This is a genomic window from Propionicicella superfundia DSM 22317 (assembly GCF_000423465.1).
Classification (GTDB): Bacteria; Actinomycetota; Actinomycetes; order Propionibacteriales; family Propionibacteriaceae; genus Propionicicella; species Propionicicella superfundia.
Genome location: NZ_KE384022.1, coordinates 44949 through 70958 on the forward strand (window position 1 = coordinate 44949; position 26010 = coordinate 70958).

The window sequence follows — 26010 nt, forward strand, 5'->3', positions numbered from 1 at the left end:
GCGCCCGCCCGCACCTCAGTCGGGGTGACGCTGCATGAACTCGTGGATCTCCGAGGTGACACCCTGCAGGGCGGGGTAGATCTTCCCCTGGATGTCGGCGATCTCGCCGTAGAGCTCGTACTTCTCCTCGTCGGGCTCGGTCGTGTCGCCGAACTTCGCCATCGCCTTGGCGTACGTCGCGATGTCAGGGGCGCCGTGGACGCCCGTGATCGACATCGCCGCGACCGCCGCGCCGAGCGCCGAGATCTCGTCCTCGGTGCACGCGGTGATCGGCACACCCATGGCGTCGGTCATGATCTGACGCCACAGCGGGCTGCGGGTGCCGCCGCCCATGGCGCGGATCTGGGTGATCTTGTTGCCCGTGTCCCCTTCGAGCCCCTCCAGACCGCGACGCATCTCGATGCCGATGGCCTCGAGGATGGAGCGGTACATGTGGGCCCGGCCGTGGATCCCGCGCCAGCCGACGACGGCGCCGCGGGCGATCGGATCCCAGTGCGGCGTCTGGACGGCGTTCCAGTACGGCATCGTGATCAGGCCGAGGCACCCCGCCGGAACGGCGCTCGCGTCCGCCTCCAGCTTCGGATCCGGCCGCGCGCCGAGCCGCGGATCGCCCAGCTCCTCGCGGAACCAGGTGGCCAGGTAGGCCCCCGAGCTGAGCAGCAGTTCGAAGTCGTACCAGTCCGGAATGCCCGCGGCCAGCGTCCGGTACGCCTTGCCGTAGGCGTAGTTCGGACCGTGCACGCCCGCGACCACAGCGGTGCCCAGGTTCAGGTACATCGTGTCGGCGTCGACGGCGGCGGCACCCACGCCGGCGGCCTGCCCGTCACCCATCCCGGCGACGAGGACGATCTCCTGCGACAGGCCCCAGGCCCGCGTGATCTCGCGGGAGATCGGGCCGATGATCTCGCCGGGCTTCTTCAGGTCGCTCATCTGCTCGCGGGTCACGCCCGCGATGTCGAGGAGCTTGGGATCGTAGTCCTGCTTCGCGATGTCGAACAGGCCCAGCGAGTCGGCACACGCGACGGACGAGACCCACTGCCCGGTCAGCTTGTAGACGACGTAGCCGTGGACGTCCACGACCTTGTACGCCTTCTCCAACGTGCCCGGCTGGTTCTCCTTGACCCACGCCATCTTGTACAGCGCGGGCGTGATGTCGGCGGGCTTGCCGGACAGCGCGTGGATCTCGGGCGACCCGTAGCGCAGGATCTGGTCGGCGGCGCGCCCATCCATCCAGAGGATGCCGTCGCGCAGAGGGTTGCCGTCACGGTCGAAGGGGGCGAACGTCTCGCGCTGATGCGTGACGCCCATGGCGACGATGCGGTCCCGCTGCGCCGGGCTGAGCACCGACAGCGCTTGGCTGATGGCGTTGTTCGTGGTCGACCACCACTGCAGCGGATCGTGCTCGTAGAAGCTTGTCTGCGGGTTCTTGAGGGTGATTTCTTCCTTGCCCTGCGCCAGCACCGTGCCTGATGCGTCAACGATGATCGCTTTGGTGGAGGTGGTGGACGTGTCGATGGCAATGACCAGCGGATCGTTCATGAATCCTCACAGTCTCGGCTCGACAACGAGCCGTTCACGGGCGTCGCTCGGCCTTCTGCCGAGCCGTCGGATCATCGGCGACCCGACTGAACCACAGTAGCCGCTCCCCTCGTCCGCACACCTGCGGAGCCGGAGAACGCTCAGACGCTGCTTTGCCTGCGTCTCCTCCGTTGGCGGGGACGCCTCCGGCGACCTACGAACCGGGCCCGAGGATCACAGCCGGCACGAGGCCAGCCGGGTGACGACGATCGCCTCGGCGTCCACGGTGAGGAGCTCGTCCATGACGGCGTGGATCTTCTTCGCCGGCACCATCGCCCGGACGGCGACCTCGGTCTCGTTCTCGACCGGCGACACGGTGGGCGAGGCCAGCCCGGGGGTGATCCGGGACGCCTCGGCCAGCCGCACCTTCGGCACGACGTAGTCGATCATGAGGTAGTCCCGGGCGACGAGCACCCCCGACAGGCGACGCGAGAGCTGCCCCAGAGCGGGCGTCTCCGGCGTCCCGGCGCGACGGATGAGGATCGCCTCGGACTGCAGCAGCGGCTCGCCGAACACCGTCAGCCCCGCGGCACGCAGCGTCGTGCCGGTCTCCACGACGTCTGCGATGAAATCCGCGACGCCGAGCCTGATCGAGCTCTCCACCGCGCCGTCGAGGCGGATCAGCCGGGCGGAGATGCCGCGCGTCGCCAGGTACTGCTCCACCAGGCCCGGGTAGGAGGTCGCGATCCGGTGACCCTCCAGGTCGGCCGTCTCGTACTCGCGGCCGGACGGGCCGGCGAAGCGGAACCGGGTGCCGCCGAATCCGAGCGCCATGATCTCCTCGGCGTTGGCTCCCGAGTCGAGCAGCATGTCCCGGCCCGTGATGCCGAGATCGAGCGTCCCCTCGCCCACGTAGAGGGCGATGTCGCGCGGGCGCAGATAGTAGAACTCGACCGAGTGCTCCTCGTCGACCAGCACGAGTTCCTTGTTGTCGTGCCGCTGCCGGTAGCCGGCATCGCGGAGCATCTGGGTCGCCGCCTCGGAGAGCGATCCCTTGTTGGGCACGGCGATCTTCAACGGTTCGAGCTGGTTCGTCACGCCGGTCAATGTAGCCGAGGTCTACAGATACTCGTACACGTCGGACAGATCCATGCCCAGCGCGACCATCATGACCTGTGCGTGGTACAGAAGCTGGCTGATCTCCTCGGCCGCCTCGGCGCGCGACTGGTACTCGGCCGCCATCCACGCCTCGGCGGCCTCCTCGACGAGCTTCTTGCCGATGAAGTGGACGCCTTCGTCGAGTTCGGCGACCGTGCCGGATCCGTCCGGGCGGGTCGCCGCCTTCTCCTGCAGTTCGGCGAAAAGCTCCTCAAACGTCTTGCTCACGTCGTCCTCTCCTCAAGCGGGGCGCGGTCTCACACCGCGGGGTTCAGGTCCACGCCGAGCAGCGCGTCCACGGCGCGCGCGACGTCGGCGGGAGCGCCGGGAACACTGCCGACGCCGTTCAGGGTGCGCTCTGCCCAGGCGTCCACGGCGGCCAGTGCCGCCGGGGCGTCGAGGTCGGCGCACAGCGCCGCGCCGATCTCGGAGACCGTCGCGTCGGCGGCCTCCCCTGCCGGGCGGGCGGCGGCGCGACGCCACCTGTCGAGGCGCACCTCCGCGGCGGCGAGGTCCGCGGATGTCCAGAACCAGTCCGCGCGGTAGTGGTGTGCCAGCAGCGCGAGCCGGAGCGCCATGGGGTCGGATCCCTCGGCGCGCAGTGTGGACACGAGGACGAGGTTGCCCAGCGACTTGGACATCTTCTCGCCGTCGAGCCCGACCATGCCGGAGTGCACGAACGCCTCGGCGAGGGGCTCTCCCGTGGCGGCGACGGCCTGCGCGGCGCACATCTCGTGGTGCGGGAAGGCCAGGTCGCTGCCGCCGCCCTGGACGTCGAATCGCGGCCCCAGATGCTGCAGCGAGATCGCGGTGCACTCGACATGCCACCCGGGGCGGCCCCGTCCCAGGGTCGAGTCCCAGCTCGGCTCACCCGGTCGCTCCAGCCGCCACACGAGACAGTCCAGCGGATCGGCCTTGCCCGGGCGCTCGGGATCGCCGCCGCGCTCGGCGAAGACGGCCAGCGCCTCGTCCTCGGACAGGTGGCTGATCGTTCCGATGCCGCCGCCATGGCGACAGCGGAAGTACCAGTCGGGATACTCGGGGTCGTCGAGCTGGTAGACGCTGCCCTCGGCGGCGAGACGTTCGATGAGTTCCACGACCGGGTCGATGAACTCCGTGACGGCGATGTACTCATCGGGAGGCAGGACGCGGAGCGCCTCCATGTCGGCGCGGAACAGGTCGATCTGCCCGGTGGCCAGTTCGGTCCAGTCGACGCCGGTCGCGGTCGCCCGCTCCAGCAGCGGATCGTCCACGTCGGTGATGTTCTGGACGTAGCGGACGTCCAGTCCCGCCGCGCGCCAGATGCGGTTGAGCAGGTCGAAGGTGACGTAGGTGAACGCGTGCCCCATGTGGGTAGCGTCGTACGGCGTGATGCCGCACACGTACATGCGCGCGGCACCCGTCTGCGCGTCGCCCACCGGCCGAAGGGTCCGCGAGGCCGTGTCGAAGACGCGCGGACGCTCCCCCGACGCCGCAAGCCGGGGGACGACGGGGCTCTGCCACGATCTCATGCGCCGAAACCTACCAACCGGATCCGCGCCTCACCGGCCGGGTCCACGCCGTCCCGGGCGGAGGGGACGGGTACCCGCCTCGACGCGTCCCGGGTGATGTCGCCATGACGAGGTACGGATCCCGATACCCGCTCGGGCCGGGTCGGCGGACGTGGATGCCGAATGCGGCGTTCGGCACCGAATGGACGGCGTGTCGGCGGCCCATCCCGTTGGAAAAGCCGTAGCGACGCTGCAATACGCAGCACGTGCCCGATTTTGGGCAGATTCTTGGCATTCGCCCCAGGGGCGGGCCATGATCGAGGACGTGAATCACCCGGAGCTCGTCTCGCGCGTCGCTGCAACGACGGGCCTGACACCCCGCGAGGCGGCTCGAGTCGTCGACGACGTGCTCGCCTACCTCGGGGAGACCGTCGAGGAGTACGTCCGGCGCCGCCACAGCGCCCTGCAGAACCGGGGGATGCACAACACCGAGATCTTCCCCGCGCTCCAACGCGAGATCCGCGCGGGACGGTTCCGGGCACCCGAGCTCAGCGAGCGGCAGTTGCGCCGCCTCGTCTACGGCTGACCGGCGGGCCCCTGAAGGACACCGGCCACACGACCAGACAGGAGTCACCAGATGTGCGGAATCGTCGCCTACGTCGGAGGACAGCAGGCCGCGCCGCTTCTCGTCGAGGGCCTCGGCAGGCTCGAATACCGCGGCTACGACTCGACCGGGCTGGCCGTCCTCACGCCCAGCGCCGCGCCGAAGGTCGTCCGCACGGTCGGCAGGGTCCGCGACCTGAAGGAGGCCCTCCCGAAGCGGTTCGCGGGGACGATCGGCATCGGGCACACCCGCTGGGCCACCCACGGCCCCGCCACCTACGCCAACACCCATCCCCACGCCAGCGCGTCCGGCCGCATCCTCGTCGTCCACAACGGGATCCTCGACAACGCCGCAGCACTGCGGCAGCGACTCGCCGACGACGGCGTGTCGCTCGCCTCCGACACCGACACCGAGGCTCTCGCCCACCTCATCGAGCGGGCCGACGGCGACACCCTGGAGAAGAAGGTGCTCGCCGCGCTCCACCAGGTCACCGGCACCTACGCGATCGCCGTGCTCAGCGCCGACCATCCCGACCGGGTCATCGTCGCCCGCAACGGCTCGCCGCTCGTCCTCGGCGTCGGCCAGCGGGAGATGTTCGCCGCCAGCGACGTGGGTGCGCTGGTCCGGCACACCAGCCAGATCGTCCACCTCGAGGACGGCGAGGTCGCCACCGTCACCGCCGACGGGTTCCTGACCTTCACCCTGGACGCCGCGACCGTGTCCAAGTCACCCGAGACCATCGATCTGAGCCCCGACGAGCTCGAGATCGGCGGCCACAGCCACTTCATGCACAAGGAGATCTGGGAGCAGCCCGAGACCCTCGAACGGATGCTCATCGGCCGTCTCGACGAGCGGTTCGCCACGGCCCGCCTCGACGGACTGCGGCTGGAGCCGCGCGAGCTGCGTGCATTCACCAGGGTGAAGATCCTCGGCTGCGGGTCGGCGTACTACGTCGGCCAGGTCGGCGCGTCCATGATCGAGGACCTCGCCCGCATCCCCGCCGACGCCGAGGCCGCATCCGAGTTCCGCTACCGCAACCCGATCGTCGAACCGGACACGCTCTACGTCGCCGTCAGCCAATCCGGCGAGACCGCCGACACGCTCTTCGCCGTCCGCGAGATCCAGCGCAAAGGCGGCCGGGTCATCGGGCTGATCAACGTCGTGGGATCGTCCATCGCCCGCGCCTGCGACGGTGGCGTGTATCTGCACGCCGGGCCCGAGATCGCCGTCGCCTCCACGAAGGCGCTCACCCACATGGGCGTCGGGTTCGCGCTGCTGGCGCTCATGCTGGGACGGGTCCACGACCTTTCGTACGCCGACGGCGCGCGGATCCTGGCCGGTCTGAGGCGGCTGCCCGGCCAGATCTCCGAGATCCTCGCCGAGGAGCAGGCCTACGCGCTGGCCGCCCGGCGGCTGGCACGGGCGTCCAGCATGTTCTTCCTCGGCCGGGTGCGTGGCTACCCCGTCGCCCGCGAAGGCGCCCAGAAGCTGAAGGAGGTGTCGTACCTGCACGCCGAGGCGTACCAGTCGAGCGAACTCAAGCACGGCCCCCTCGCCCTCATCAGCGAAGACCTTCCGAGTGTCGCGGTCATCCCCGACGACGACCTGCTCGACCGAAACCTCGGCACCGTCCACGAGATCCAGGCCCGCCGCGGGCCGATCCTCGCCGTGACGCACCCGGGCGTCGAACTGCCCGGGTCCGTGGAAGCCCTGGTCGTGCCGAAGAACGAGCCGGAACTGGATCCGATCCTGCTGACCATTCCGCTGCAACTGCTCGCCTATCACGCAGCGCTGGCGCTGGGGCACGACATCGACCGTCCCCGCAACCTCGCCAAGTCCGTCACCGTCGAGTGACGTCGCCGTCGAGCGCGCCCGCATCGCCGAGACCGCAACGCCGCCACTGACCGGGGAGCCGCCGCCGAGGCCGCCTACACCGGCGGCCAGGGGATGACCGGCCACAGGTCGGACGGATGCGGAAAGCTGCCCGCGGTCAGCAGCGCCTCGGCCCGCGACACGGTCGCCGCGACCTCGACCTCCGATCCCAGGACGCCCAGCGCGTCGGGCGCGGCCTGCCGCGCAGCCTCCACGAGGGCCGCCTCCTCGTCGGTCAGCGGTTCGCCCGCCCACCCCCAGAGGACGGTGCGGAGCTTGTGCTCGTGGTGGAAGCACACACCGTGGTCCACGCCGTAGGCCACCTCGCCCGCCGGGATCACGTGCCCGCCCTTGCGATCGGCGTTGTTGGCGAGGACGTCGAACAGGGCCAGCCGCCGCAGCCGGCCGTCGTCGGCGTGGACGACGAGCACCGGCTCCTCCTCGTCATCGACTCCCGACACGATGGGGAACTGGCCGGGACGCAGCTCATCGGTCCGGATCACGTCCACCAGCGGATCCTCGGTGGCGTCGACCCAGCACTGCACCGACCCGGGCCCGAGCGGTCCGGTCACCAGATCGGTGAACGGCACGACACCGAAACCCGCGGCGGCGGACAACCGGTACGCGGCGACCTCCCGCCTGCCCAGCGTGCCGGTGGGGAAATCCCACAACGGAGCCTCGCCCGCGACCGGCTTGTACACGGCGGCCAGCCCGTCGGCACCCGTCTCGACGAGGAACGTCGCGTTCGTGGCCGTGACGAGTCGCCCGACGACGGTCAGCTCACCGAACTCGACCGGCTCGCGCGGATCGGCGGCGGCGACCAGGTCGAGATCAGAGGGCACGGTAGCCGTTCAGACGGGGGCAGACGTGACCCTCCGCGTCCAACGGCTGGCCGCAGAGCGGGCACGGCGGGCGGCCCGCCCTCACCAGCGCGAGAGCACGGGCGACGAACTCCCGACCCATCTCCATCGGCAACTGCACGACCAGGGACTCGCCGTCGGCCTCCTCCTCGGCGACGTCCTCGTCGGTCGCGTCGGTCGCGAACAGCTCGACCTGGATCCGGCGAGCGGCGATGTCCCACGCGATCGACATCGTGCCGACACGGAAGTCCGCCATGAGCGGCAGGTCGAGCGGCTCGGCGTCGACGGCCTCGGGGAGCGTGCCCGGATCGCCGACGTCCTCCACGACCAGGGAGATCTGATCCATCAGCCGGTTGAGGTGCTCGGCGAGGATCTGCACCTGTTCCTTCTCGCACACCACGCTGACGAGACGGTTTCCCTGCCGCGCCTGCATGTAGAACGTGCGCTCCCCGGGCCGTCCGATGGTTCCCGCCACGAAACGGTCCGGCTGTTCGAGCCGGTGCGTGATCCTGGCCATGGGTCCACCTTAGGTCGTCGCCGCCGCGCCCACACCGGCGCCCCCGCCGGGCTCGGCCGGCGGGGCCTGCGGGACGAGGGGTGCGACCGGACCGGCGAGACCGTTGAGCGACACGAGCGCCCAGCGATCCGCGCCGCGGTGGAGGACGCTGACGGAAGCCGGGTTGACGATCAGCGCCTGGAACCGATCCAGCGGCAGCCCGATCGCGCCGGCGACCGCCGCCTTGATCGGATCGGCATGCGACACCGCGGCCCACGCCGCCCACGGGCCGAACTCGGCGGCGACCCGTGCCGACCAGTCCTCGACGACGGCCGTGACACGGGCGAACAGCGCCGACATCGCCTCACCGCCGGGAAACGCGACCGTCGTCGGGCGCGACTGGATCTCGGCCCACAGCGCCTCGTCCTTCAACTCGGCGAGCCGTCGTCCCGTCCAGTCTCCGTAGTCGCACTCCCCCAGCCTGTCGTCCACGACGGCCCGGACTCCCGGGAACGCGAGATCGGCGGTCTCGCGGCATCGTTCCAGCGGCGAGACGACGACCACGGACGGCCGCACTCCATCGAGGCGCCCGGCCAGGTCGGTCGCCTGCGCGCGTCCGGTGTCGTCCAGGTGGACGCCGGGGGCGCGGCCGGCGAGGATGCCGGCGGTGTTCGCGTCCGACCGTCCGTGCCGGACGAGGAGCAGTGTGGGCATTGCCGCAGTGTACGGCGGCTGCGGGCACGGGGCCGTGTCCTGCGTTCTCCCGCCGGGGACGGGCCGTCGCCGTGTCCCGGGTGCGTCACGCGGGGAGCTGCATCGGCGCCGGTCTATCGTGGGTCCGGACCGAAGGAAGGAGCCCCCGTGGGTTGGTGGGAGGCCATCGTGCTCGGGATCGTGCAGGGCTTGACCGAATTCCTGCCGATCTCGTCCAGCGCACACCAGTCGATCGTCGGGCAGCTCTTCTTCGGCGGCCACGACCCGGGGGCGGCGTTCACCGCGGTGTCGCAGCTCGGCACCGAGACGGCCGTCATCGTGTACTTCGCCAAGGACATAGGCCACATCATCAAGAGCTGGTTCCTGTCCCTGACGGGCAGGATCCCACGCAGCGACCCCGACGCGCGGATGGGCTGGCTGGTGATCGTCGGCTCGATCCCGATCGTCCTTCTCGGCCTGCTGTTCCAGGACTGGATCGACTCGACGCTGCGGAACCTGTGGATCACCGTCACGATGCTCGCCGTCTTCGCCGTCATCCTGGCCGTGGCGGACTGGCATGCCCGCAACGAGCGGACGCTGGATCATCTCACCTGGCCCCACGGCATCCTGTTCGGCCTGTTCCAGGCGCTGGCGCTGATCCCCGGCGTCTCCCGTTCCGGTGCCACCATCGCCGGTGGGCTGCTGCTCGGATACCGGCGCGAGGCGGCGACCCGGTACGCCTTCCTGCTCGCGATCCCGGCTGTGTTCGGATCGGGCCTGTACAAGCTCAAGGACATCGGCGGCGAGAACGCGGTGAGCTGGGGGCCGATCGTCCTCGCCACCGTCATCGCGTTCGGCATCGGCATCGTGGTGATCCACTGGCTGCTGCAGTACGTCAGCAAGCACAGCTTCCTGCCCTTCGTCGTGTACCGGCTGGCGCTGGCGGCGTTCGTCGCCGTGCTGCTGCTGACCGGCGTCCTGCAGCCGATGGGGACACAGGGGTAGCCGTGCGCACCCGGACGGTCGGCACGTCGGGCCTGCAGGTGTCGCGGCTCGGCCTGGGCACCATGGCCTGGGCGCACGACACCGCCTGGCCGGAGGCGCGCACTCTCGTCCGCCGGTTCGTCGACGCGGGAGGCACCCTCATCGACACCGCCGCGTCCGATGCGCACGGCGAGGCCGAGCGGTGGCTGGGGCGCATGGTCGCCGGCGACGTGTCCCGCGACGACCTCGTGATCGCCACGAAGGCGGGCTTCTCGGTGCGCGACGGGGCCGGGGTCGTCGACACGTCACGCGCCGCCCTGCTGGCGGACCTGGGCGAGTCCCTCAAGCGGCTGCGCACCGACCACGTCGACCTGTGGCAACTCCACGCATGGGGCGACAGCCCGCTCGAGGAGTCGCTGGCGGCGATGGACCACGCCGTCAGTTCCGGCATGGCACGCTATGTCGGCATCTCGAACTTCGTGGGCTGGCAGACCGCGCAGGCCGCCACGTGGCAGCGGGCGTTCCCCGGTCGAGCGCCGATCGTGTCGACACAGGTGGAGTACTCGCTGCTGGCCCGGCGCGCGGAGATCGAGGTGCTGCCGGCCGCACGAGCATTCGGGACCGGCCTGTTCGCCTGGTCGCCGCTCGGGCGCGGTGTTCTCAGCGCCAAGTACCGCACCGGCATCCCGCGCGACTCCCGGGGCGCGTCGCCGCATTTCCGGTCCTTCGTGGAGACCTACTGGGATGATCGGTCCCGTAGCGTCGTCGAGGCGGTGCGCACGGCGGCCGACGGTCTCGGACTGTCCCCGGTGCAGGTGGCCCTGCTGTGGGTACGGGACGCGCCCGGCGTCACCGCGCCCCTCCTCGGGCCGCGCACCGCCGAACAACTGGAACACCTGTTGGAGACCGAGGAGGACGTCCTGCCGGCCGCGATCGTGGCAGCGCTGGACGACGTCTCGGGCGGCCCCAACGTCGGACGTGGAGAGGAAGAGACACAATGATCCCGGTCATCGACGGCCACAACGATCTCGCGTGGCACCGCCGGAACACGGCCGACTACTCGGTCGAGAGGCTCGACGCCGAGTCGGCGGCCACGCTGCACACCGACATCCCGAAGATGCGCCGCGGCGGGCTGCAGGGCCAGTTCTGGTCGGTCTACGTGCACACCGACCTCTCCGAGGCCGATCGCATCCGCGGGACGCTGGAGCAGATCGACTTCGTGCGACGGCTCGCCGCCCGCTACCCGGACGTGTTCGCCCGCACCGTCACCGCCGACGACGTCGAGCGCGCCATGGCCGCCGGCAGGATCGCGTCCCTCATGGGTGTCGAGGGCAGCCACCAGATCGGGGGCTCCTTCGCGGTGCTGCGCTCGTACGCGCGGCTCGGCGTGCGGTACATGACCCTGACCTGGAACCTGACCACCGAGTTCGCCGACGCCAACGTAGGCGAACCCGTCCACGGCGGGCTCAGCGACCGCGGGCGGGAACTCGTCGCCGAGATGAACCGCCTCGGGATGCTGGTGGATCTGTCGCACGTGTCGGCGGCGACGATGCGCGACGCCCTGCGGGCGAGCCGGCTGCCGGTCATCTTCAGCCACTCGTCCTGCTTCGCCCTCAACCCCCATCCGCGCAACGTCCCCGACGACGTCCTGACCGGGTTGGCGACGAACGGCGGCGTGCAGATGATCACGTTCGTCCCGCACTTCGTGTCGACCGACTACTGGGAATGGGAGAAGGCCGGCAGCGACGGACCCGCCCCGCGGGTGACGCTGCCCGAGGTCGTCGCCCACATCGAGCACGCCCGCGAGGTCATGGGCATCGACCACATCGGCCTCGGCGGAGACTACGACGGCTTCGATGCCCCCGGACCGGAGGGGCTGGAGGACGTATCCCGGTACCCGGCGCTCTTCGCGGAGCTGCGCGACCGTGGCTGGTCGGACGACGACCTGCACAGGCTCGGCCACCGCAACATCCTGCGCGTCCTGCACGACAACGACGCGGCCCTGCGGACGGCCGCCGACCTCGCCTGATGCGGGCCGCTCCGTGCCCCTGTCGGCGTGCCCCGACGACGGGGCAATCGGTTCGCGAAACCTCCGCGGGCTTGCTAAGCTTCGATGGCTGTCCGGAGCGATCCGGACGGGTCCGGGTGGCGGAATAGGTAGACGCGCTAGCTTGAGGTGCTAGTGCCCGTTATAGGGCGTGGAGGTTCAAGTCCTCTCTCGGACACAAACCGGAGCCCCTGTCAGCCAGGGCGAAAGCCCAAGCTGGCGGGGGCTTTCGCATGTCCGGTCGGGCGGGCCGCTCGCCGCCGGACGGGTGCAGGCCGCGCCGGGCTCATGCAGGCCCGGGCCACCCCGCTACGGTGAGCCCAGGAGGAGCGCATGGCTGAGCCCAAGAACGTCGAGCACGGCGACCCCCAGGTTGCCCTGCCGAACGAGATCCTGCGATCTGTCGTCGGCAGCGGCGTCCACGGCATCGCCATCGCGGGTACCGACGACCACGACGAGATGGGTGTCTACATCGAGCCGCCCGAGTACCTGCTCGGCGTGGAGCCGCGTCGCCAGGACTACATCTGGCGCAGTCAGCCTGAAGGTGTGCGCAGTCGCCACGGCGACACCGACCTCGTCCTGTACTCGCTGCGGAAGTATCTGCGGCTGGCGATCAAGGGCAACCCGACCGTGATGCTGCCGCTGTTCGCACCCGAGGAGTCGCTGGTCATCGTGACGCCGCTGGGCGAGGAGCTCCGGTCGATGCGGACGTCCTTCCTCTCGCAGCAGGCCGTCGAGCGGTTCCTGGGCTACATGCACTCCCAGCATGAACGGATGCTGGGTCGGTCGAAACGCAACGTCCCCAGTCGTCCCGAACTCATCGAGCTGTACGGCTGGGATGTCAAGTACGGCAGCCACGCGCTCCGCCTGGCCCACCAGGGGTTCGAGATCGCGAGCACGGGTCACCTGACGCTGCCGATGCCGCCGGCCCAACGGAAGCGAGTCCTCGCGGTGAAGCGGGGCGAGATCCCGCGTGACGAGGTCTCAGCCGAGATCGCGCAACTCGAAGCCCACGTGCGCGAACTGCTCGACACCAGGCGTACTCCGCTCCGGGAGGCGGCCGACCTCGATGCCATCACCGCCTGGGCGGTCAGCGCCCACCGCCGCCACTGGGGTTGGGCATAGGACGCTCTCGACGCGGGCGTCCAGGGGATTCGCCGAGGACCTACAGGATCTTCTCGAAGACCATCGTCGCCTGGATTCGATCGCCGCCGCCGAGCCCCTTGCTGCCCGATGCTGCGGTGGTGATCGTGTGCAGCCGGTATCCGAGCGCGGCCTGAGAGTTGATCGCCTTCTCCAACTCGGTCAGGTTCCCGGAGCCCGTTCCCCACATCTTCTCTTTGAGGATGACCTGGAGGACGACATAACTCGCTCCCCGCGGCGCAGGGCGAGCCTGGCCGCCCGCCACGGCATCCGCTGCGATCCGATCGATCAGGCCGCCAGGGCCCTGCGGTCCAGGGGGCGCGGTCTGCACCTTGTCGGTCCAGTCCTTTCCGTCCCACCACCGCATTGTTCCCGAACCATCGTTGTACCAACCCGCCTGCGTCTGAGCCACCGGACTCCATCCCTCCTACGCCTGCCGACCTCGGCACACTAGCAGCGGCCGACTCACGGCATTCCGGCCCCGAGAGCAGGAACTCCCGCTCCACGGAAGACAACAGCCTCCACCAGGCGTGGTTCGCCACCGCGACGGTGGGGTCGCCCGCGAAGCCGCACAGGGGCGTCCTCAAACCCGAGAGGGATCAGCCCTCGTCGGCCTCGCGCACCAGCGTCCGGCCCGGCTCTGCCAGCAACCACCGCACGCCGGCGCGCGAAAGCAGGAGCACCAGGATCAACCCGGTCACGGCGAAGAACCCACCGAGCTTCACCTGATCCGCGAAGACCAACGCCACCAGTTCGAGCACGACGAACTTGCTGCCCACGAGGAGCGCCCACAAGAGCAGGGCGGCCGCGACCTTGCCCGGGACGGTCGTGGCGGCCTTCAGCCGTCGTTTGACGCGGTTCTTCGCCAGAACCACGACGTCGAGCACCAGCTTCAGCAGAACCGCGGTCAACAGTGACAGCGTGAACGTCTCCGCGATGACCAGCGGGACGTACTCCGCCGCCAGGTTGAGCACGACCACGTAGACGAACACGTCGACCACGTCGGCCGGATTCACGATCCGGGCCCGCGGCATCGCCGATCCCCCCACGGCCCCTCCTCCGGGTACAGAATCCGCCGCCCGCGATCGCAGGTTCATCGAGGCTAGCCTCCCGGCGAGCGCTTGCCCAGATCGTCATCCGCATGACCCCGGAGACAGGTTCCAGGAAACGAGCACTCCTCCGCGCTCGGGCTCCCGGGCCGTCGGGCCCCGCTCCGGCCTCATGCCCGCCGGGGGCGATCCGGGGATGCTCGCCGACACGATCGGCGCGCCGCTCCACCGTAAACCGGTTGCGCGAACACCGGTGCGTCCATACCGTTGCTGGCCGGCCAGAAGGAGGCTACCGGCATGCGATGCGAGGCGAAGCAGTTCCCCGCCACGGGGCTCGTCCCGCATGCCCGCCCAGGATCCTGACAGCATGCCAGCGAGCCCCGGACGCATCCGTCCGGGGCTCTTTCACATTCACGAAAAGAGGAACGACCATGAAACGGCTTGGCACGCGGCTCTTCGCCTGGGCCTCCGTCCTCGACGACCAGGCACGGGACCAGGCCCTCGCGGCGAGCCGGTTGCCGTTCGTCCACCCGCACATCGCACTGATGCCGGACGCGCACCTGGGCAAGGGAGCAACCGTCGGATCGGTCATCCCCACGCTGGGGGCGATCATCCCCGCGGCGGTCGGAGTGGACATCGGCTGCGGCATGATCGCGGTCCGCACCCCGCTGACCGTCGCCGACCTGCCGGCGGACCGGACGTCGGTCCGCGAGGCGATCGAGGCAGCCGTCCCGACATCCGCAGGCTCCTACAACACGCAGATCGCCCATGTACACACGCAGGAGCGGATCACCGAGCTGGAGGCCGAAGCCGAGAAGGCGAGGTTCGATCCCGAGGACTACGCGGCGAACTGGCGGCTCCAGGTGGGGACCCTCGGCTCCGGCAACCATTTCATCGAGTTGTCCGCCGACGAGCTGGGACGGGTGTGGGCGTTCCTGCACTCCGGCTCCCGGGGCGTGGGGAACAAGATCGCCCTCCACCACATCGCGGTCGCCCGGCGGCTGGCCACGCAGTGGTGGATCGACCTGCCCGATCCCGACCTGGCGTACCTGGTCGAGCGGACCGACGAGTTCTGGGCCTACATCCGGCATCTGCGGTGGGCGCAGCGGTTCGCGCTCCTCAACCGTGAGGAGATGATGGACCGGGTTCTCGCGTGCGTCGCCGGCTGGCTCGGCGTGGACCGGCTGGACCGGCTCGAAGAGGTCAACTGCCACCACAACTACACCGAATCCGAACGACACTTCGGCAAGCAGGTGTGGCTGTCCCGGAAGGGCGCGATCGACGCATCGGAGGGGGTCGCGGGCCTGATCCCGGGGTCCATGGGAACGGCGTCCTACGTCGTGACCGGCCGGGGCAACCCGATGGCGCTGCGGTCCGCCCCGCACGGCGCCGGACGGCAGCTCAGCAGGTCGCAGGCCCGCAAGAGGTTCACCGCCGACGACCTCGAGCGGGCGATGGGCGGGATCGAGTACCGTCACACGCCGGCGTTCATCGACGAGATCCCGGCCGCCTACAAGGACATCGACCAGGTCATGGCCGATGCCGCCGATCTCGTGGAGGTGCGGCACGTCCTGCGGCAGCTCGTCAACGTGAAGGGCGACTGAGGGCCCCGCATGGCCGCCCCGGCCGGTGTCACCTGCCGGGACGGCCTCGCCACCGGGGAGCGGTGCCTACAACCAGCGCCGCCCCTTCAGCAGGCCGATCAGGTGGTCGATGACGCCCGGGCTCATCCGCAGGCCGTTGTGCTCGTACTCGCTCGTCACCCACGTGCGGCAGTCCGGCAGCAGCGCGGCGGTCTCGAGCGAGAACCCCAGCGGCACGTACGCGTCGGCGTGGTACACCGCGGCCGCGACGGGGACATCGGCCTGCGCCAGCCGCTCGGGGAAGTAGAGCTGGTTCCACTCGTGGTCGGCGAGCAGATCTGCCGCCGCGGCGAACGGCATGAGCTCGGAGTCCTCGGCGAACAGCGTCCGGTGGATGTGCTCGCCCCCGAGCAGCGTGACATCTGAGCGGACCCGGTCGGGCATCGTCCGGTCCGCCGACCACCGCGTCGCGACGCCGTCGGCATAGCTCGACTCGTGGAGAACGGCGTAGACGGGATTCCGGCCCGCGAACGGCAGCGCGGCGGCGAGATCGTGCGAGAACGCCGACGATTCGGGATCGAGCTCCAGCAGGTAGTGGAGTTGCTCGGCCCCGCCCTGCATGCCGAGCCGGTGACCGACGGTGCGGAAGCGGTCGGACGAGACGAGATCGCCGTTCGGCAGGCTCACCCGCCCCTGCGCACACAGCTCGCTCAGCCGCCGGACGCGATCCCGATCGTCCGGGAAACGCCGGTAGTACGCCTCGGACTTGTCGATCATGATCCGCCACGTGTCCGCGTACACGTCGTCGGCCGAATGCCGCACGGCGCTCAGCCCGCCGGTGATCAGGGCTCCGGCGAGCGATTCCGGATGCACGGACAGATAGTGCAAGGTGGTGAACCCGCCGAAGGACTGGCCCAGCACCGTCCACGTCGGAGCCCCCAGTGCCTCGCGCACCAGCTCGCAGTCGTTGACGATCTCGTCGGCCCGCATATGGGTGAGGTAGGCCGCCTGGTCCGGTGCGGCCAGGCCCGTCAGCGGCCCGCCGACCTCGGCCTCGACCCGGCCATTCCGGCTGACGACCCGCGACGACACCGGCGTCGAGCGCCCCGTACCCCGCTGGTCGAGCATCACGACCTGGTATTCCTCCAGCACCCGTGGCAGCCACGGCGGACTCGCCGGCACCAGCGTCGGACGCGGAGCCTCACTCCCCGGCCCTCCCTGGAGGAAGACGAGATACGGCTTGTCACCGCCGCCCTCGCCGGTCACGACGCGGGCGAAGACCTCGATGGTTCCTGCGTCGGGGTCGGCGTGGTCCAAAGGAGCGTCGAGGGTGATGTCGGTCAAGGTCAGGCCCGCAAGGGTGTTCTTCGTCGTTCGCACAGGTTCCAGGCTATGCCGTCCCTCCGACATCCTCGGTCTCCGAGCCGAACGGGCAGGGAGCCCACCGCCGGGAACCGCACGGGCTAGGATCGAGCCAAAGGGCGGTGGGGCTCGCCCTGACAAACCTCCGCACACGCGGACAACGGTCCCTGCCCGGTGCCGATGGCATCGGGGCGGGATCCATTGCTCCTCCCCGACTCCGCGGCACCCTCGACCACGGCCCGATCCGGGCCCGACATCAGGGAGTGCATCATGTTCGAGATCGCATCGGTATCCGCGCTGGAGATCCTCGATTCGCGCAGTCGGCCGACCCTTCAGGTCACGGTGACCCTCGCCGACGGGACGACCGCCGACGCCGGGGTCCCCTCCGGAGCGTCGACCGGCACCCGCGAAGCCGTCGAGCTGCGGGACGGGGACACGGATCGCTACGGCGGTCTCGGTGTCCGCACGGCCCGCGACCATGTCGACGGCGAGATCTCCGCAGCGCTCCAGGGTCGCTCCTGGTCGTCTCTGGCCGACGTGGACGAGGCGCTGCGCGCCCTCGACGGGACTCCCGCCAAGGCCCGCCTCGGTGCCAACAGCATCATCGGGACGTCCATGGCGCTCGCCCGAGCCCTGGCGGTGTCCGCACGAACGCCGCTGTACGCGTCGCTGCCGGGCGTGGGGCGATCGCCGCGGCTGCCGGTTCCCTGCTTCAACGTCCTCAATGGCGGCGTCCACGCCCCCAACCCCCTCGATTTCCAGGAGTTCATGATCTCGCCTCTCGGTGCGCCGTCGCTGGCCGAGGCGGTCCGGGCCGGGGCCGAGGTCTACGCCGCGCTGCGGAGGCGGCTCGCCGACGGCGGGCACACGACGGGGCTCGGCGACGAGGGCGGATTCGCCCCCGACCTGGCCGAGCCGACGGACGTCCTACGGCTCATCGTCGACGCCATCACCGATGCCGGCTACACCCCGGGCACGGACGGGGTTGCGATCGCGCTCGACCCGGCGTCCTCGGAGTTCCAGCAGGCCGACGGCACCTACTCCGTCAACGGCCGTCCCTACTCCAGCGACGACATGATCGCCCTGTACACCCAGCTCGTGGACGACTTCCCGGTGTGGAGCATCGAGGACGGCCTGTCCGAGTCCGACCGGGCAGGGTGGCAGAGGCTCACCGCGGCGCTGGGAGAACGGATCCAACTCGTCGGCGACGACATCTTCTGCACCAACCCCGCCATCATCCGTGAGGCGATCGGCGACGGCATCGGGAACGCGGCTCTCATCAAGGTCAACCAGATCGGGACCGTGACCGAGACGCTCGCCGCAATGCGCGTGTGTCACGAGGCCGGGTACGCGCAGATGGTGTCGCATCGCTCCGGGGAGACCCCCGACACCTTCATCGCCGACCTGGCCGTCGCGACGGGGTGCGGCCAGATCAAGACCGGGGCCCCGGCCCGCGGCGAGCGCGTCGCGAAGTACAACAGACTCATCCGCATCGAGGCCGAGACCGGCCTGCCCTACGGTCTGAGGTGATGCCTTCGCGTGTTCTCCATGCCGAGCGCGGAGGGTGACTCGGGTGCGTCATCCCGTCGCTGCGACGCCTACCCGGCGTCCGGCAACCCGGTCGCCGAGGCCGCGGGCGTCGCGCTCCCTGACGAGACCGGCGCGACGCTGGCGGTCGCCGTCGCCGTCGCCGTCGCCGTCGCCTGCGATGTCGGCAGCGTCAACGCGACGCTGCTCCCGACGGCGAAGACGCCCATGCCGACCACTCCGATCGCGGCCGCCGTCACAAGCGCCGAGGACACCAGGATCGTCGGCTCCCGCAGCCCCTCCCGCACTCGGTTCCACACCTGCTGCAGCTGTTCGGTTCGCCTCGGCATTCCGACCGCCGCCCCCCTCGCGTTCGTCCGTCAACACCAGCCAGTGTCGCAAGCCCGGCCAGGAGCGAGCGTGGTGTTTCCTGTGCCGAGCCGATCAGTTTCCGTCCGGGTAAAGTACGACGATGGGATGACGTCGCGATGGGCGTGGACGGCGGCGCGAACGACGTCGAGTGGCTACAGTCCGTGAGTCGACGGCCATCATCCGAGGGAGACGCCATGGATCATCCGATCCGCTGCGCACGCGCCCTCGTCACGGGCGCGGTGACGATTCTCCGGCTTCCCGGACCGCGATCGGGCGGCCGGCGAGGAGGCTGAGGTCCCGTGCGTACCCGGGCGTCGATCCTGCACCTCGACCTGGACGCGTTCTTCGCGGCGGTCGAACAGCGCGACAAGCCCTCCCTGCGCGGCAAGCCCGTCATCGTCGGCGGAGTGGGGCCGCGGGGCGTGGTGTCGACCGCGTCCTACGAGGCCCGCCGCTTCGGGGTCGGCTCCGCGATGGCCATGGCGGAGGCGCGTCGCCGCTGCCCGCACGCGGCCTTCCTGTCAGGCCGGTTCGGGGCCTATCGCGACGCCAGCCGGATCGTGATGGCGTTGCTCGGGGAACTGTCCCCCCGGGTGGAGCCGCTCAGCCTGGACGAGGCGTTCGTCGACCTGGAGGCCGGCGAGCCGCGCCCGCTCGACGACGGCTCCCTGCTGCGCCTGGCGGAGGAACTGCGCACCCGGCTGACGGAGGCCACGGGTGGACTGACGGCGTCGGTCGGGCTCGGCAGCTCCAAGTTCATCGCCAAGGTCGCCAGCGAACTGGCCAAACCCGACGGGGTCCGCCTGGTTCTTCCCGGGTCAGAGGTGGACACGATCGCCCCCCTGTCCGCCCGGGCCGTTCCCGGTGTCGGGCCGGCGACGATGGAGCGGCTTGCGCGCCTCGGCGTCGAGACGATCGCCGACCTCCAGCGGCTCACGCGCGCCGACCTCGTGCGGGAGCTGGGGCGTTCGGCCGGGGAGCATCTCCACGACCTCGTGTTCGCGCGGGACGACCGCGCCGTCGAACCCGAGCGGGAGACGAAGTCCATCTCGGTCGAGGACACGTTCGAGCGCGACATCGTCGATCCGGAGACGCTCGCCGGGATCGCCGCGCGGCAGGCGGCCCATGTCGTGCAACGGCTGACCGGAAACGGGTTGTTCGCCCGGACGGTCACGTTGAAGGTCCGCCGGCCCGACTTCACGTCCGTCACCCGGTCGCGCACCCTCGACGGGGCGACCGGACGCCTCGATGTGGTGGCCCGGATGGCCCGTGACCTGCTCGCCGGGCTGGACGTCACCGGGGGCGTCCGACTGCTCGGCGTGGGCGTGTCCGGCCTGGTCGAAGTCGCACAGGAGCCGTTGTTCGACCTGGTGGACCCCGCGGCGCCCGCCGGCCGCGTCGTGGAGGAGTCCTCGGTGCCGGCGCGACGCGCCCCCGGATGGCACCCGGGGGCCGACGTGATCCATGACGCGTTCGGCTCCGGGTGGGTCTGGGGCACGGGTCTCGGTCGCGTCACGGTCCGGTTCGAGACCGCCGACACGCCGCCGGGGCCGGTGCGAACGTTCTCGATCGACGACCCTGCACTGCGACCGGCGGACGGCTCGACGGCCGACGGCGCGCCGCCTGAGGGCTGAGCCCGGCGATCAGGTCGGGTCTCCCCTGCTGCACGACCTGGCCATCACTCGGTCCGACGGACCTGTGCGGACTCCCCGAGAGGGCGTATGATTAGTTAGCTAGGTTAATGAGTTTAGTTAAGGATTTGGAGACGAATGCCGCAGACAGAAGGCCTGACGGAGCTCGCCAATGAAGTGCGTCTCGCGTGCCAGCGCGTCAGCCGCCGGGTGCGGTACGACAGCGATGGGGTGCTTCCGCCCCACCAGATGGCCGTCCTGTTCAGCCTGCTGCGCGGACGCCGGACGCCGGGCGACCTGGCCGCGTTCGAACGGGTCAGCGCGCCGAGCATGTCGAAGACCGTCGCCGCGCTCGCCGAGCAGGGTCTCGTGGAGAAGACCCCCGATCCCGAGGACGGACGTCGCTGCCAGGTCCTGCTGACCGAGCGGGGACACGATGTCGTCCAGGCTGCGATGGCGAACCGGGATTCGTTCATGGTGCAGCGCCTCGCCGGCCTTCCGGAGGCGGACCGCGAGACCCTCCGAAAGGCGGCTCACATCCTCACCGAGGTGATCTCGCAGTGACCGTGGACATCGCTCACAGCCGGACGTTCGCCTCGCTGTCGGTGCGCAACTACCGGTTCTTCTGGACAGGCTCCTTCGTCTCGAACGTGGGCACCTGGATGAACCGCGTCGCCCAGGACTGGCTGGTGCTCACGGTCCTCACTGACCATTCCTCCACCGCTCTCGGCCTCGTCACCGGGCTGCAGTTCCTGCCGATCGCCCTCATGTCGCCGCTGGCCGGAGCGTTCGCCGACCGGTTCCAGAAGCGGCACATGCTGATGATCACGCAGATCTCGCTCGCCCTGAACGCCGCGATTCTGGCCGTGCTGGTCAGCCTGGGCGTGTCCCAACTGTGGCACGTGTTCGTCCTGGCGACGATGGGCGGGGTCATCGCGGCCTTCGACCAGCCGGCACGCCAGGCGTTCGCGTCCGAGATGGTCGGGTCGGACCTCCTGACCAACGCGGTCGGGCTGAACAGCGCCTCGTTCAACGCCGCCCGCCTCATCGGCCCCGGCCTGGCGGGGCTGATCATCGCGTGGGTCGGCATCGCTCCCGCCCTGTGGATCAACGCCGCCAGCTTCGCGGCGGTCATCTTCGCGCTGACGGCCATGGACCCGTCGGAGCTGGAGCCGGCTCCCCAGCGGCGCGGCCGCGGGGCGATCCGGGAGGGATTCGCCTACGTCCGCAGGCGCCCCGACCTGCAATTGATCCTCGTGATGGTGTTCGTCCTCGGAACCTTCGGCATGAACTTCCAGGTGACGAACGCGCTCATGGCGACCGAGGTCTACGGGGTCGGGGCCGAGGCGTACGGATTACTCGGTTCCGTCATGGCAGCGGGATCCCTGTCCGCCGCACTCATCGCGGCCCGGCGGGAGCGACCTCGGCTGCGCGTCCTCATCGGCTCGATGGCCGGGTTCGCCCTCGGGACGTTCCTGCTCGCGTCCTCGCCGTGGTACTGGCTGTACGCCGTCCTCCTCATCCCGGTCGGACTGGCGGCGCTCACCGTCATGACGAACGCCAACGCCTCGGTGCAGTTGTCGACTCCGGCCCCGCTGCGCGGCCGGGTGATGGCCCTGTACATGGCGATCTTCCAGGGCGGAACTCCCCTCGGTGCGCCGTTCATCGGCTGGGTCGGGGACGTCTTCGGGGCACGGGCGACCCTGTACGTGGGGGCCGTGGCGACCGGGATCGCCGCGGTCGCCGCAGGCACTCTGCTGCTGTGGCGCTACCCCTCGCTGCGGGCGTCGGTGCGCCGATACGGACCGCACCGGCGGCACCCGGCCGTGCCCGCGCCGTTCGACACCGAGGAAGCACCGCGCTGACCTCGCCGAACGCTCCCGAACTGCCGGATTCCGGCCCATTTCCGGAAGTTCGGGAGCGTTCGGCGGACCGTCCGGACGCCCGTCTCCCGCTGAAGCCGGTCGAGGTGTTCGGGCAGGAAGTTGCATACGCCGATCTCACGCACGAGCCCCCGCTCGCGAGCTGCGACGAGCGCCTCCCACGCCTCGACATAGCGGTTCTGGATCGGGTTCGGCCAGTGAACGAGATAGAGGCCGAGCCGGTCCAGACCCGTGCGGTACAGGCTTTCCTCGACGGCGGCCAGCGCCTCGTCGTACGCATGGTGGCGCCCGGGAAGCTTGGACGGGACGATCACGTCGTCGCGTGGGACGCCGGCGGCGCGCACTCCCGCACCCAACGGCACCCTCGTTCTCGTAGGTGAACGCCGAGTCGATCAGCGTGTAGCCCGCACGGATCGCCGACGCAACCGACTAGGCCCCGGCCGAACCGGTGAGAGTGTACGTCCCGAAGCCGATGACGGGCAGGGTCAAGCCGCCGGCGGCGGTCACGGTGGGAATCATGGTGCCTCCTCGCCGTCCGCCCTAGACGGGTGCGCCGGCGCTGCTCCCGGCACTGCGCCGGCGCCGGCATGCCTCGCCCCGGCCCGGCCGCGCGCGACCGCGAGGCGCCACTCGCCGGAGTCCGTCGGCTCCACGATGCCTCGGTCGGCGAGCACGCCGAGCGATCCGAGGCATGCGCCGTACGGAAGGCCGCTCGCGACCGCGAGCTCGGCCGAGGTTCGCGACGCACGGGCCGGCAGCGCGTCGACGACCGCCCGCTGGCCCGCGTCCAGGTCGTCCCAGGTCGCCCGCACGTCGAGCAACGGCGGCTGCCGCCCGTCGAGCGGTCCGAGCTCAGCGATCACGTCGAGCGCGGACGTGACGAGCACGGCCTCCTGCTCGCGGATGAGGCGATTGGGCGTCACAGAGGCGGCCGACAGCACCGAACCCGGGACCGCCATCAGCACCCGGCCGAGCCGCGTCGTCCAGCTCGCCGTGTTCCGCGCGCCGCTGCGCACGGCGGCCTCCACGAGCACGGTTCCCTGTGCGAGTGCCGCGATGAGCCGGTTGCGCGCGAGGAAGCCGATGCGCGTCGGGTGCGCGCCGGGCGGGAGTTCCGAGACGAGCAGGTGCGCGGAGCGGATCTGCTCCAGCAAGGCGGCGTTGCCCGCGGGGTAGACACGATCGAGCCCACAGGCGAGCACCGCGACCGTCGCGGCGCCTCCGCCCAGCGCACCGCGGTGAGCGGCCGCATCCACGCCGTAGGCGCCGCCCGACACGACCGTCATGCCCTCCACCCCGACCTCTGCCGCGATGTCCCCCGCCACGGTGCGGCCGTAGGCGGTCGCCGCCCGCGACCCGACGATCGCCACGGCCCGACCGCACAGCTCGACCGGATCCGCCGGACCACGCAGCCACAGCCCCAGCGGCGGGCCGCCACGATCGGCGAGCGGCTCAGCGCCGCTCAGCCCGGCCAGCCGCTCGGGCCACTCGTCCTCGCCCGGGGTCACGAAACGGATGCCCTTCACCCGCGCGAAGCGCTCCACCTCGCCCAGCGACACCGACGCCGCCCGGGCCGCCCACCGCTCCGGGCTCCCACGCAGGACCGCCTGCCACACCTCCACGGCCCCGAACTCGCCGACGAGCGCGGCCGCCTGCGGATCACCGGGATCCACCACGCAGCTCAACGCCATTCGCGCCTCCCGCTCCTCCACATCCCCTCCTGCCTCGAACCGTCGACATCGTCGTTCACACCGCACTGCTCAACTCGTGCCCCAGACGCATCAGCAGAGCGGTCCGGACATCGGAGCCGCTCGGCTGGTCGCGCCCCGCGAGATCGCACAGCGTCCAGGCCACCCGCAGCACCTTGTCCACGCCACGGGCACTCAACTGGCCGCGGCTCACCGCTCGATCGAGGACGTCCGTCCCCTCGCGTGGCGCCAGGTCCCGGCGCAGATGCGCGCCGGGAACCTCGCCGTTCGTCGACCACGGCGTCCCGGCGAGACGCCACCCCTGCCGCTCCCGCGCGAGCCGGACCCGCTCCGCCACCGCCGCGGAGGGCTCTGCCCGCTCATCGGTCAGGTAGGCACGCCGCAGGGGACGCAACTGCTGCTGGATGTCGATCCGGTCGAGGATCGGCCCGGACAGACGCTCGGCGTACCGCCGGATGGTGAGGGGCGTGCACCGGCACTCGCTGCCCGGTGTCGTCGCGTATCCGCACGGACACGGGTTCGCGGCCAGCACGAGCTGGAAGCGCGCCGGGTAGGTCACCTGCCCCGCCGCTCGCGACAGCGTCACCTCGCCCGACTCCAGCGGCACCCGGAGCGCTTCGAGCGCCCGCGGGGAGAACTCGGGAGCCTCGTCGAGAAAGAGGACGCCGCGGTGCGCCACGGAGATCGCGCCCGGCATCGGCATCCGGGGGCCGCCGCCCACGAGCGACGCCACCGAGGCCGAATGGTGCGGGCTCGACAGCGGCGGCCGCCGCGACAGCCCCTCGACGGCGAGCCCGGCCAACGACCGGATCGCTGTGACCTCCAGAGCCTCGCCGAGCCCGAGCTCGGGCAGGATGCCCGGCAGCCGTTCTGCGAGCAGGGTCTTCCCCGCGCCCGGAGCCCCGTGGAAGAACACGTGGTGACGCCCCGCCGCGGCGACCTCCAGCGCCCACCGGGCGTCGGGCTGACCGGAGACATCGGCCAGGTCCTTCCCCGGCGCTGCGTTCTCGGGGGCGGGAGCGGTGTCTTCCGCCGACACCGCGGACACCGGCACCGGCCGGCCGTGCAGGATCTCGACCATGTCTGCCAGCGACCGGGCGCCCCACACCGTCATGCCCTCGACCAGAGACGCCTCGCCCACCTGCGGCATCGGCACGATCGCCCTGACCAGACCGGCCGCACGGGCACCGAGCAGGGCCGGAAGCAGCCCTCGCACCGGCCGCAGCCTGCCGTCGAGACCCAGCTCGCCGAGGAACACGGTCGCCGGAAGGAGCTCGGCGGGAACGACGCCGCTGGCGGCCAGCACGGCGGCCACGATCCCCACGTCGTAGTGGCTTCCGGTCTTGGGCAACGACGCCGGCGAGAGATTGATGGTCACCAACTGCGCCGGCCAGGCCAGCCCGGAACTGGCCACTGCCGCCCGGCACCGATCACGGGCCTCGTAGAGCGCCGTGTCGGGAAGCCCGACCAGGATGGTCCGGGGGAGGCCGCCGCCGATCGCCGCCTCGATCTCGATCGGAACTCCTCGCACGCCGATCAGCCCGATCGACGTCGCGATCGCCAGACTCACGAGATTCCCCGCACATGGGTGATCAACGGATCCCAGCCGGGACGCAGCAGAATGCCGATGCCGTCCACCCGGGACATCGTGCGCGGGTGGCGCTCCCGCATCCACTGCGCGGCGAGGATGCGCAATCGGGCCATCTTGGCCCTCGTGATCGCCTCCAGCGGTTCACCGAAGCCGAGCCCGGATCGCGTCTTGACCTCGCAGAACACCGTGACGGGGCGCTCCCCCGGCTCGACCGCGACGAGGTCGACCTCGCCGGCCGCGCACCGCCACCGGCGCTCCACGACCCGCCAGCCGAGCCCCTCCAGGTACTCCGCCGCCAGGTCTTCGCCCCGTTTTCCGAGCGTCTGCCGATCCATGCCGGTCACCTCCGACCGTGCCATGCGACGCCGCGAGCGCATCTGCTCGGCCGCCGCAGGTCTGTGGACACGTCGAGGATCTATCCACAGACTCCGGGAATCA

Annotated in this window: 26 protein-coding genes and 1 tRNA gene; 12 read left to right on the plus strand and 15 right to left on the minus strand. The window is 70.6% G+C overall.

The window, feature by feature from the left end:
• Positions 1-15: 15 nt before the first annotated feature.
• From G555_RS0113785 to mshC, 4 genes are all read right to left on the minus strand, one after another.
• Positions 16-1539: a xylulokinase gene (locus G555_RS0113785; protein ID WP_028709310.1), complete on the minus strand. Its 1524-nt coding sequence runs from the start codon at positions 1537-1539 to the stop codon at positions 16-18.
• Positions 1540-1752: 213 nt separating this feature from the next.
• Positions 1753-2616 (minus strand): ATP phosphoribosyltransferase, encoded by an 864-nt coding sequence (hisG, locus tag G555_RS0113790; protein WP_028709311.1) that lies wholly within the window; start codon positions 2614-2616, stop codon positions 1753-1755.
• A 21-nt stretch (positions 2617-2637) separates the two neighbouring features.
• Complete coding sequence (locus G555_RS0113795; RefSeq protein WP_028709312.1) at positions 2638-2904, minus strand: phosphoribosyl-ATP diphosphatase; 267 nt, start codon at positions 2902-2904, stop codon at positions 2638-2640.
• A gap of 29 nt (positions 2905-2933) precedes the next feature.
• Complete coding sequence (gene mshC, locus G555_RS0113800) at positions 2934-4187, minus strand: cysteine--1-D-myo-inosityl 2-amino-2-deoxy-alpha-D-glucopyranoside ligase (protein ID WP_028709313.1); 1254 nt, start codon at positions 4185-4187, stop codon at positions 2934-2936.
• A 292-nt stretch (positions 4188-4479) separates the two neighbouring features.
• On the opposite strand from mshC, the gene G555_RS0113805 reads away from it, so the two are divergent.
• Positions 4480-4752, plus strand: coding sequence for an HU family DNA-binding protein (locus tag G555_RS0113805; RefSeq protein ID WP_028709314.1), 273 nt, complete (start codon positions 4480-4482; stop codon positions 4750-4752).
• Positions 4753-4803: 51 nt separating this feature from the next.
• Complete coding sequence (gene glmS, locus G555_RS0113810; RefSeq protein WP_028709315.1) at positions 4804-6624, plus strand: glutamine--fructose-6-phosphate transaminase (isomerizing); 1821 nt, start codon at positions 4804-4806, stop codon at positions 6622-6624.
• Positions 6625-6698: 74 nt separating this feature from the next.
• Here glmS and G555_RS0113815 read toward each other — a convergent pair whose 3' ends face one another.
• Genes G555_RS0113815 through G555_RS0113825 form a run of 3 tightly spaced genes read right to left on the minus strand, consistent with a single transcriptional unit; the run spans position 6699 to position 8712 of the window.
• Positions 6699-7484: an SCO1664 family protein gene (locus tag G555_RS0113815; RefSeq protein ID WP_245581282.1), complete on the minus strand. Its 786-nt coding sequence runs from the start codon at positions 7482-7484 to the stop codon at positions 6699-6701.
• Positions 7474-8019 (minus strand): DUF3090 family protein, encoded by a 546-nt coding sequence (locus G555_RS0113820; protein WP_028709317.1) that lies wholly within the window; start codon positions 8017-8019, stop codon positions 7474-7476. The genes G555_RS0113815 and G555_RS0113820 overlap by 11 nt, the downstream gene beginning before the upstream one ends.
• 9 nt (positions 8020-8028) lie before the next feature.
• Positions 8029-8712, minus strand: coding sequence for an MSMEG_4193 family putative phosphomutase (locus G555_RS0113825; protein ID WP_028709318.1), 684 nt, complete (start codon positions 8710-8712; stop codon positions 8029-8031).
• Between the two features lie 147 nt (positions 8713-8859).
• Between G555_RS0113825 and G555_RS0113830 the strand changes: the two genes are divergently transcribed.
• The 5 genes from G555_RS0113830 to G555_RS0113850 all read left to right on the plus strand — a co-directional run bounded on the left by G555_RS0113830 (position 8860) and on the right by G555_RS0113850 (position 12847).
• Positions 8860-9696, plus strand: a complete 837-nt coding sequence (locus tag G555_RS0113830; RefSeq protein ID WP_028709319.1) for an undecaprenyl-diphosphate phosphatase — start codon at positions 8860-8862, stop codon at positions 9694-9696.
• Positions 9697-9698: 2 nt separating this feature from the next.
• Complete coding sequence (locus tag G555_RS0113835; RefSeq protein ID WP_028709320.1) at positions 9699-10676, plus strand: aldo/keto reductase; 978 nt, start codon at positions 9699-9701, stop codon at positions 10674-10676.
• Complete coding sequence (locus tag G555_RS0113840; RefSeq protein WP_028709321.1) at positions 10673-11704, plus strand: dipeptidase; 1032 nt, start codon at positions 10673-10675, stop codon at positions 11702-11704. The genes G555_RS0113835 and G555_RS0113840 overlap by 4 nt, the downstream gene beginning before the upstream one ends.
• A gap of 110 nt (positions 11705-11814) precedes the next feature.
• Positions 11815-11900: transfer RNA gene (locus G555_RS0113845), tRNA-Leu, on the plus strand.
• A gap of 155 nt (positions 11901-12055) precedes the next feature.
• Positions 12056-12847, plus strand: coding sequence for a nucleotidyltransferase domain-containing protein (locus G555_RS0113850; protein WP_028709322.1), 792 nt, complete (start codon positions 12056-12058; stop codon positions 12845-12847).
• 40 nt (positions 12848-12887) lie between these two features.
• On the opposite strand, the gene G555_RS21440 is transcribed toward G555_RS0113850, so the two are convergent.
• Entirely contained in the window at positions 12888-13277 is a 390-nt protein-coding gene (locus G555_RS21440) for a DUF2510 domain-containing protein (RefSeq protein WP_084635285.1), read from the minus strand.
• 187 nt (positions 13278-13464) lie between these two features.
• On the minus strand, positions 13465-13914 hold the full coding sequence (locus G555_RS0113860; protein ID WP_211223268.1) for a hypothetical protein: 450 nt from the start codon (positions 13912-13914) through the stop codon (positions 13465-13467).
• 431 nt (positions 13915-14345) lie between these two features.
• On the opposite strand from G555_RS0113860, the gene G555_RS0113865 reads away from it, so the two are divergent.
• Positions 14346-15518, plus strand: a complete 1173-nt coding sequence (locus G555_RS0113865) for an RtcB family protein (protein ID WP_028709325.1) — start codon at positions 14346-14348, stop codon at positions 15516-15518.
• 66 nt (positions 15519-15584) lie between these two features.
• Here the strand turns inward: G555_RS0113865 and G555_RS0113870 are convergent, their stop codons facing one another.
• Positions 15585-16907 (minus strand): alpha/beta fold hydrolase, encoded by a 1323-nt coding sequence (locus tag G555_RS0113870; protein ID WP_051209242.1) that lies wholly within the window; start codon positions 16905-16907, stop codon positions 15585-15587.
• A gap of 222 nt (positions 16908-17129) precedes the next feature.
• Here G555_RS0113870 and eno point away from each other — a divergent pair, with 222 nt between their 5' ends.
• A complete protein-coding gene (eno, locus tag G555_RS0113875) occupies positions 17130-18389 on the plus strand; it encodes a phosphopyruvate hydratase (protein WP_036923139.1) in 1260 nt (419 codons plus the stop codon).
• Positions 18390-18457: 68 nt separating this feature from the next.
• On the opposite strand, the gene G555_RS0113880 is transcribed toward eno, so the two are convergent.
• Positions 18458-18736, minus strand: a complete 279-nt coding sequence (locus tag G555_RS0113880; protein ID WP_028709328.1) for a hypothetical protein — start codon at positions 18734-18736, stop codon at positions 18458-18460.
• Between the two features lie 321 nt (positions 18737-19057).
• On the opposite strand from G555_RS0113880, the gene G555_RS20145 reads away from it, so the two are divergent.
• The 3 genes from G555_RS20145 (at position 19058) to G555_RS20150 (ending at position 22254) form a co-directional block, all read left to right on the plus strand.
• Positions 19058-20392, plus strand: coding sequence for a DNA polymerase IV (locus G555_RS20145; protein WP_051209246.1), 1335 nt, complete (start codon positions 19058-19060; stop codon positions 20390-20392).
• 135 nt (positions 20393-20527) lie between these two features.
• Complete coding sequence (locus G555_RS0113890; RefSeq protein WP_028709329.1) at positions 20528-20953, plus strand: MarR family winged helix-turn-helix transcriptional regulator; 426 nt, start codon at positions 20528-20530, stop codon at positions 20951-20953.
• On the plus strand, positions 20950-22254 hold the full coding sequence (locus G555_RS20150; RefSeq protein ID WP_211223269.1) for an MFS transporter: 1305 nt from the start codon (positions 20950-20952) through the stop codon (positions 22252-22254). Before G555_RS0113890 ends, G555_RS20150 begins: the two co-directional genes overlap by 4 nt.
• Here the strand turns inward: G555_RS20150 and G555_RS22010 are convergent.
• The 4 genes from G555_RS22010 to G555_RS0113920 all read right to left on the minus strand — a co-directional run bounded on the left by G555_RS22010 (position 22158) and on the right by G555_RS0113920 (position 25907).
• Complete coding sequence (locus G555_RS22010; RefSeq protein WP_245581283.1) at positions 22158-22628, minus strand: aldo/keto reductase; 471 nt, start codon at positions 22626-22628, stop codon at positions 22158-22160. The two genes, G555_RS20150 and G555_RS22010, sit on opposite strands and share 97 nt — an antisense overlap.
• 159 nt (positions 22629-22787) lie before the next feature.
• Positions 22788-23984, minus strand: a complete 1197-nt coding sequence (gene dprA / locus G555_RS20160) for a DNA-processing protein DprA (protein WP_156887573.1) — start codon at positions 23982-23984, stop codon at positions 22788-22790.
• Between the two features lie 34 nt (positions 23985-24018).
• A complete protein-coding gene (locus G555_RS0113915; RefSeq protein ID WP_028709330.1) occupies positions 24019-25551 on the minus strand; it encodes a YifB family Mg chelatase-like AAA ATPase in 1533 nt (510 codons plus the stop codon).
• Positions 25548-25907 carry a YraN family protein gene (locus tag G555_RS0113920; protein ID WP_028709331.1) on the minus strand — a complete coding sequence of 120 codons (360 nt, stop codon included), beginning with the start codon at positions 25905-25907 and terminating at the stop codon, positions 25548-25550. The genes G555_RS0113915 and G555_RS0113920 overlap by 4 nt, the downstream gene beginning before the upstream one ends.
• Between the last annotated feature and the right edge of the window lie 103 nt (positions 25908-26010).

Coding starts and splice junctions, on each gene's coding strand:
- G555_RS0113785 (WP_028709310.1), bottom strand. CDS start 1,539: ATGAACGATCCGCTGGTCATTGCCATCGACACGTCCACCACCTCCACC.
- mshC (WP_028709313.1), bottom strand. CDS start 4,187: ATGAGATCGTGGCAGAGCCCCGTCGTCCCCCGGCTTGCGGCGTCGGGG.
- G555_RS0113805 (WP_028709314.1), top strand. CDS start 4,480: ATGATCGAGGACGTGAATCACCCGGAGCTCGTCTCGCGCGTCGCTGCA.
- glmS (WP_028709315.1), top strand. CDS start 4,804: ATGTGCGGAATCGTCGCCTACGTCGGAGGACAGCAGGCCGCGCCGCTT.
- G555_RS0113820 (WP_028709317.1), bottom strand. CDS start 8,019: ATGGCCAGGATCACGCACCGGCTCGAACAGCCGGACCGTTTCGTGGCG.
- G555_RS0113825 (WP_028709318.1), bottom strand. CDS start 8,712: ATGCCCACACTGCTCCTCGTCCGGCACGGACGGTCGGACGCGAACACC.
- G555_RS0113840 (WP_028709321.1), top strand. CDS start 10,673: ATGATCCCGGTCATCGACGGCCACAACGATCTCGCGTGGCACCGCCGG.
- G555_RS0113850 (WP_028709322.1), top strand. CDS start 12,056: ATGGCTGAGCCCAAGAACGTCGAGCACGGCGACCCCCAGGTTGCCCTG.
- G555_RS0113865 (WP_028709325.1), top strand. CDS start 14,346: ATGAAACGGCTTGGCACGCGGCTCTTCGCCTGGGCCTCCGTCCTCGAC.
- G555_RS0113870 (WP_051209242.1), bottom strand. CDS start 16,907: ATGTCGGAGGGACGGCATAGCCTGGAACCTGTGCGAACGACGAAGAAC.
- eno (WP_036923139.1), top strand. CDS start 17,130: ATGTTCGAGATCGCATCGGTATCCGCGCTGGAGATCCTCGATTCGCGC.
- G555_RS0113880 (WP_028709328.1), bottom strand. CDS start 18,736: ATGCCGAGGCGAACCGAACAGCTGCAGCAGGTGTGGAACCGAGTGCGG.
- G555_RS0113890 (WP_028709329.1), top strand. CDS start 20,528: ATGCCGCAGACAGAAGGCCTGACGGAGCTCGCCAATGAAGTGCGTCTC.
- G555_RS0113920 (WP_028709331.1), bottom strand. CDS start 25,907: ATGGATCGGCAGACGCTCGGAAAACGGGGCGAAGACCTGGCGGCGGAG.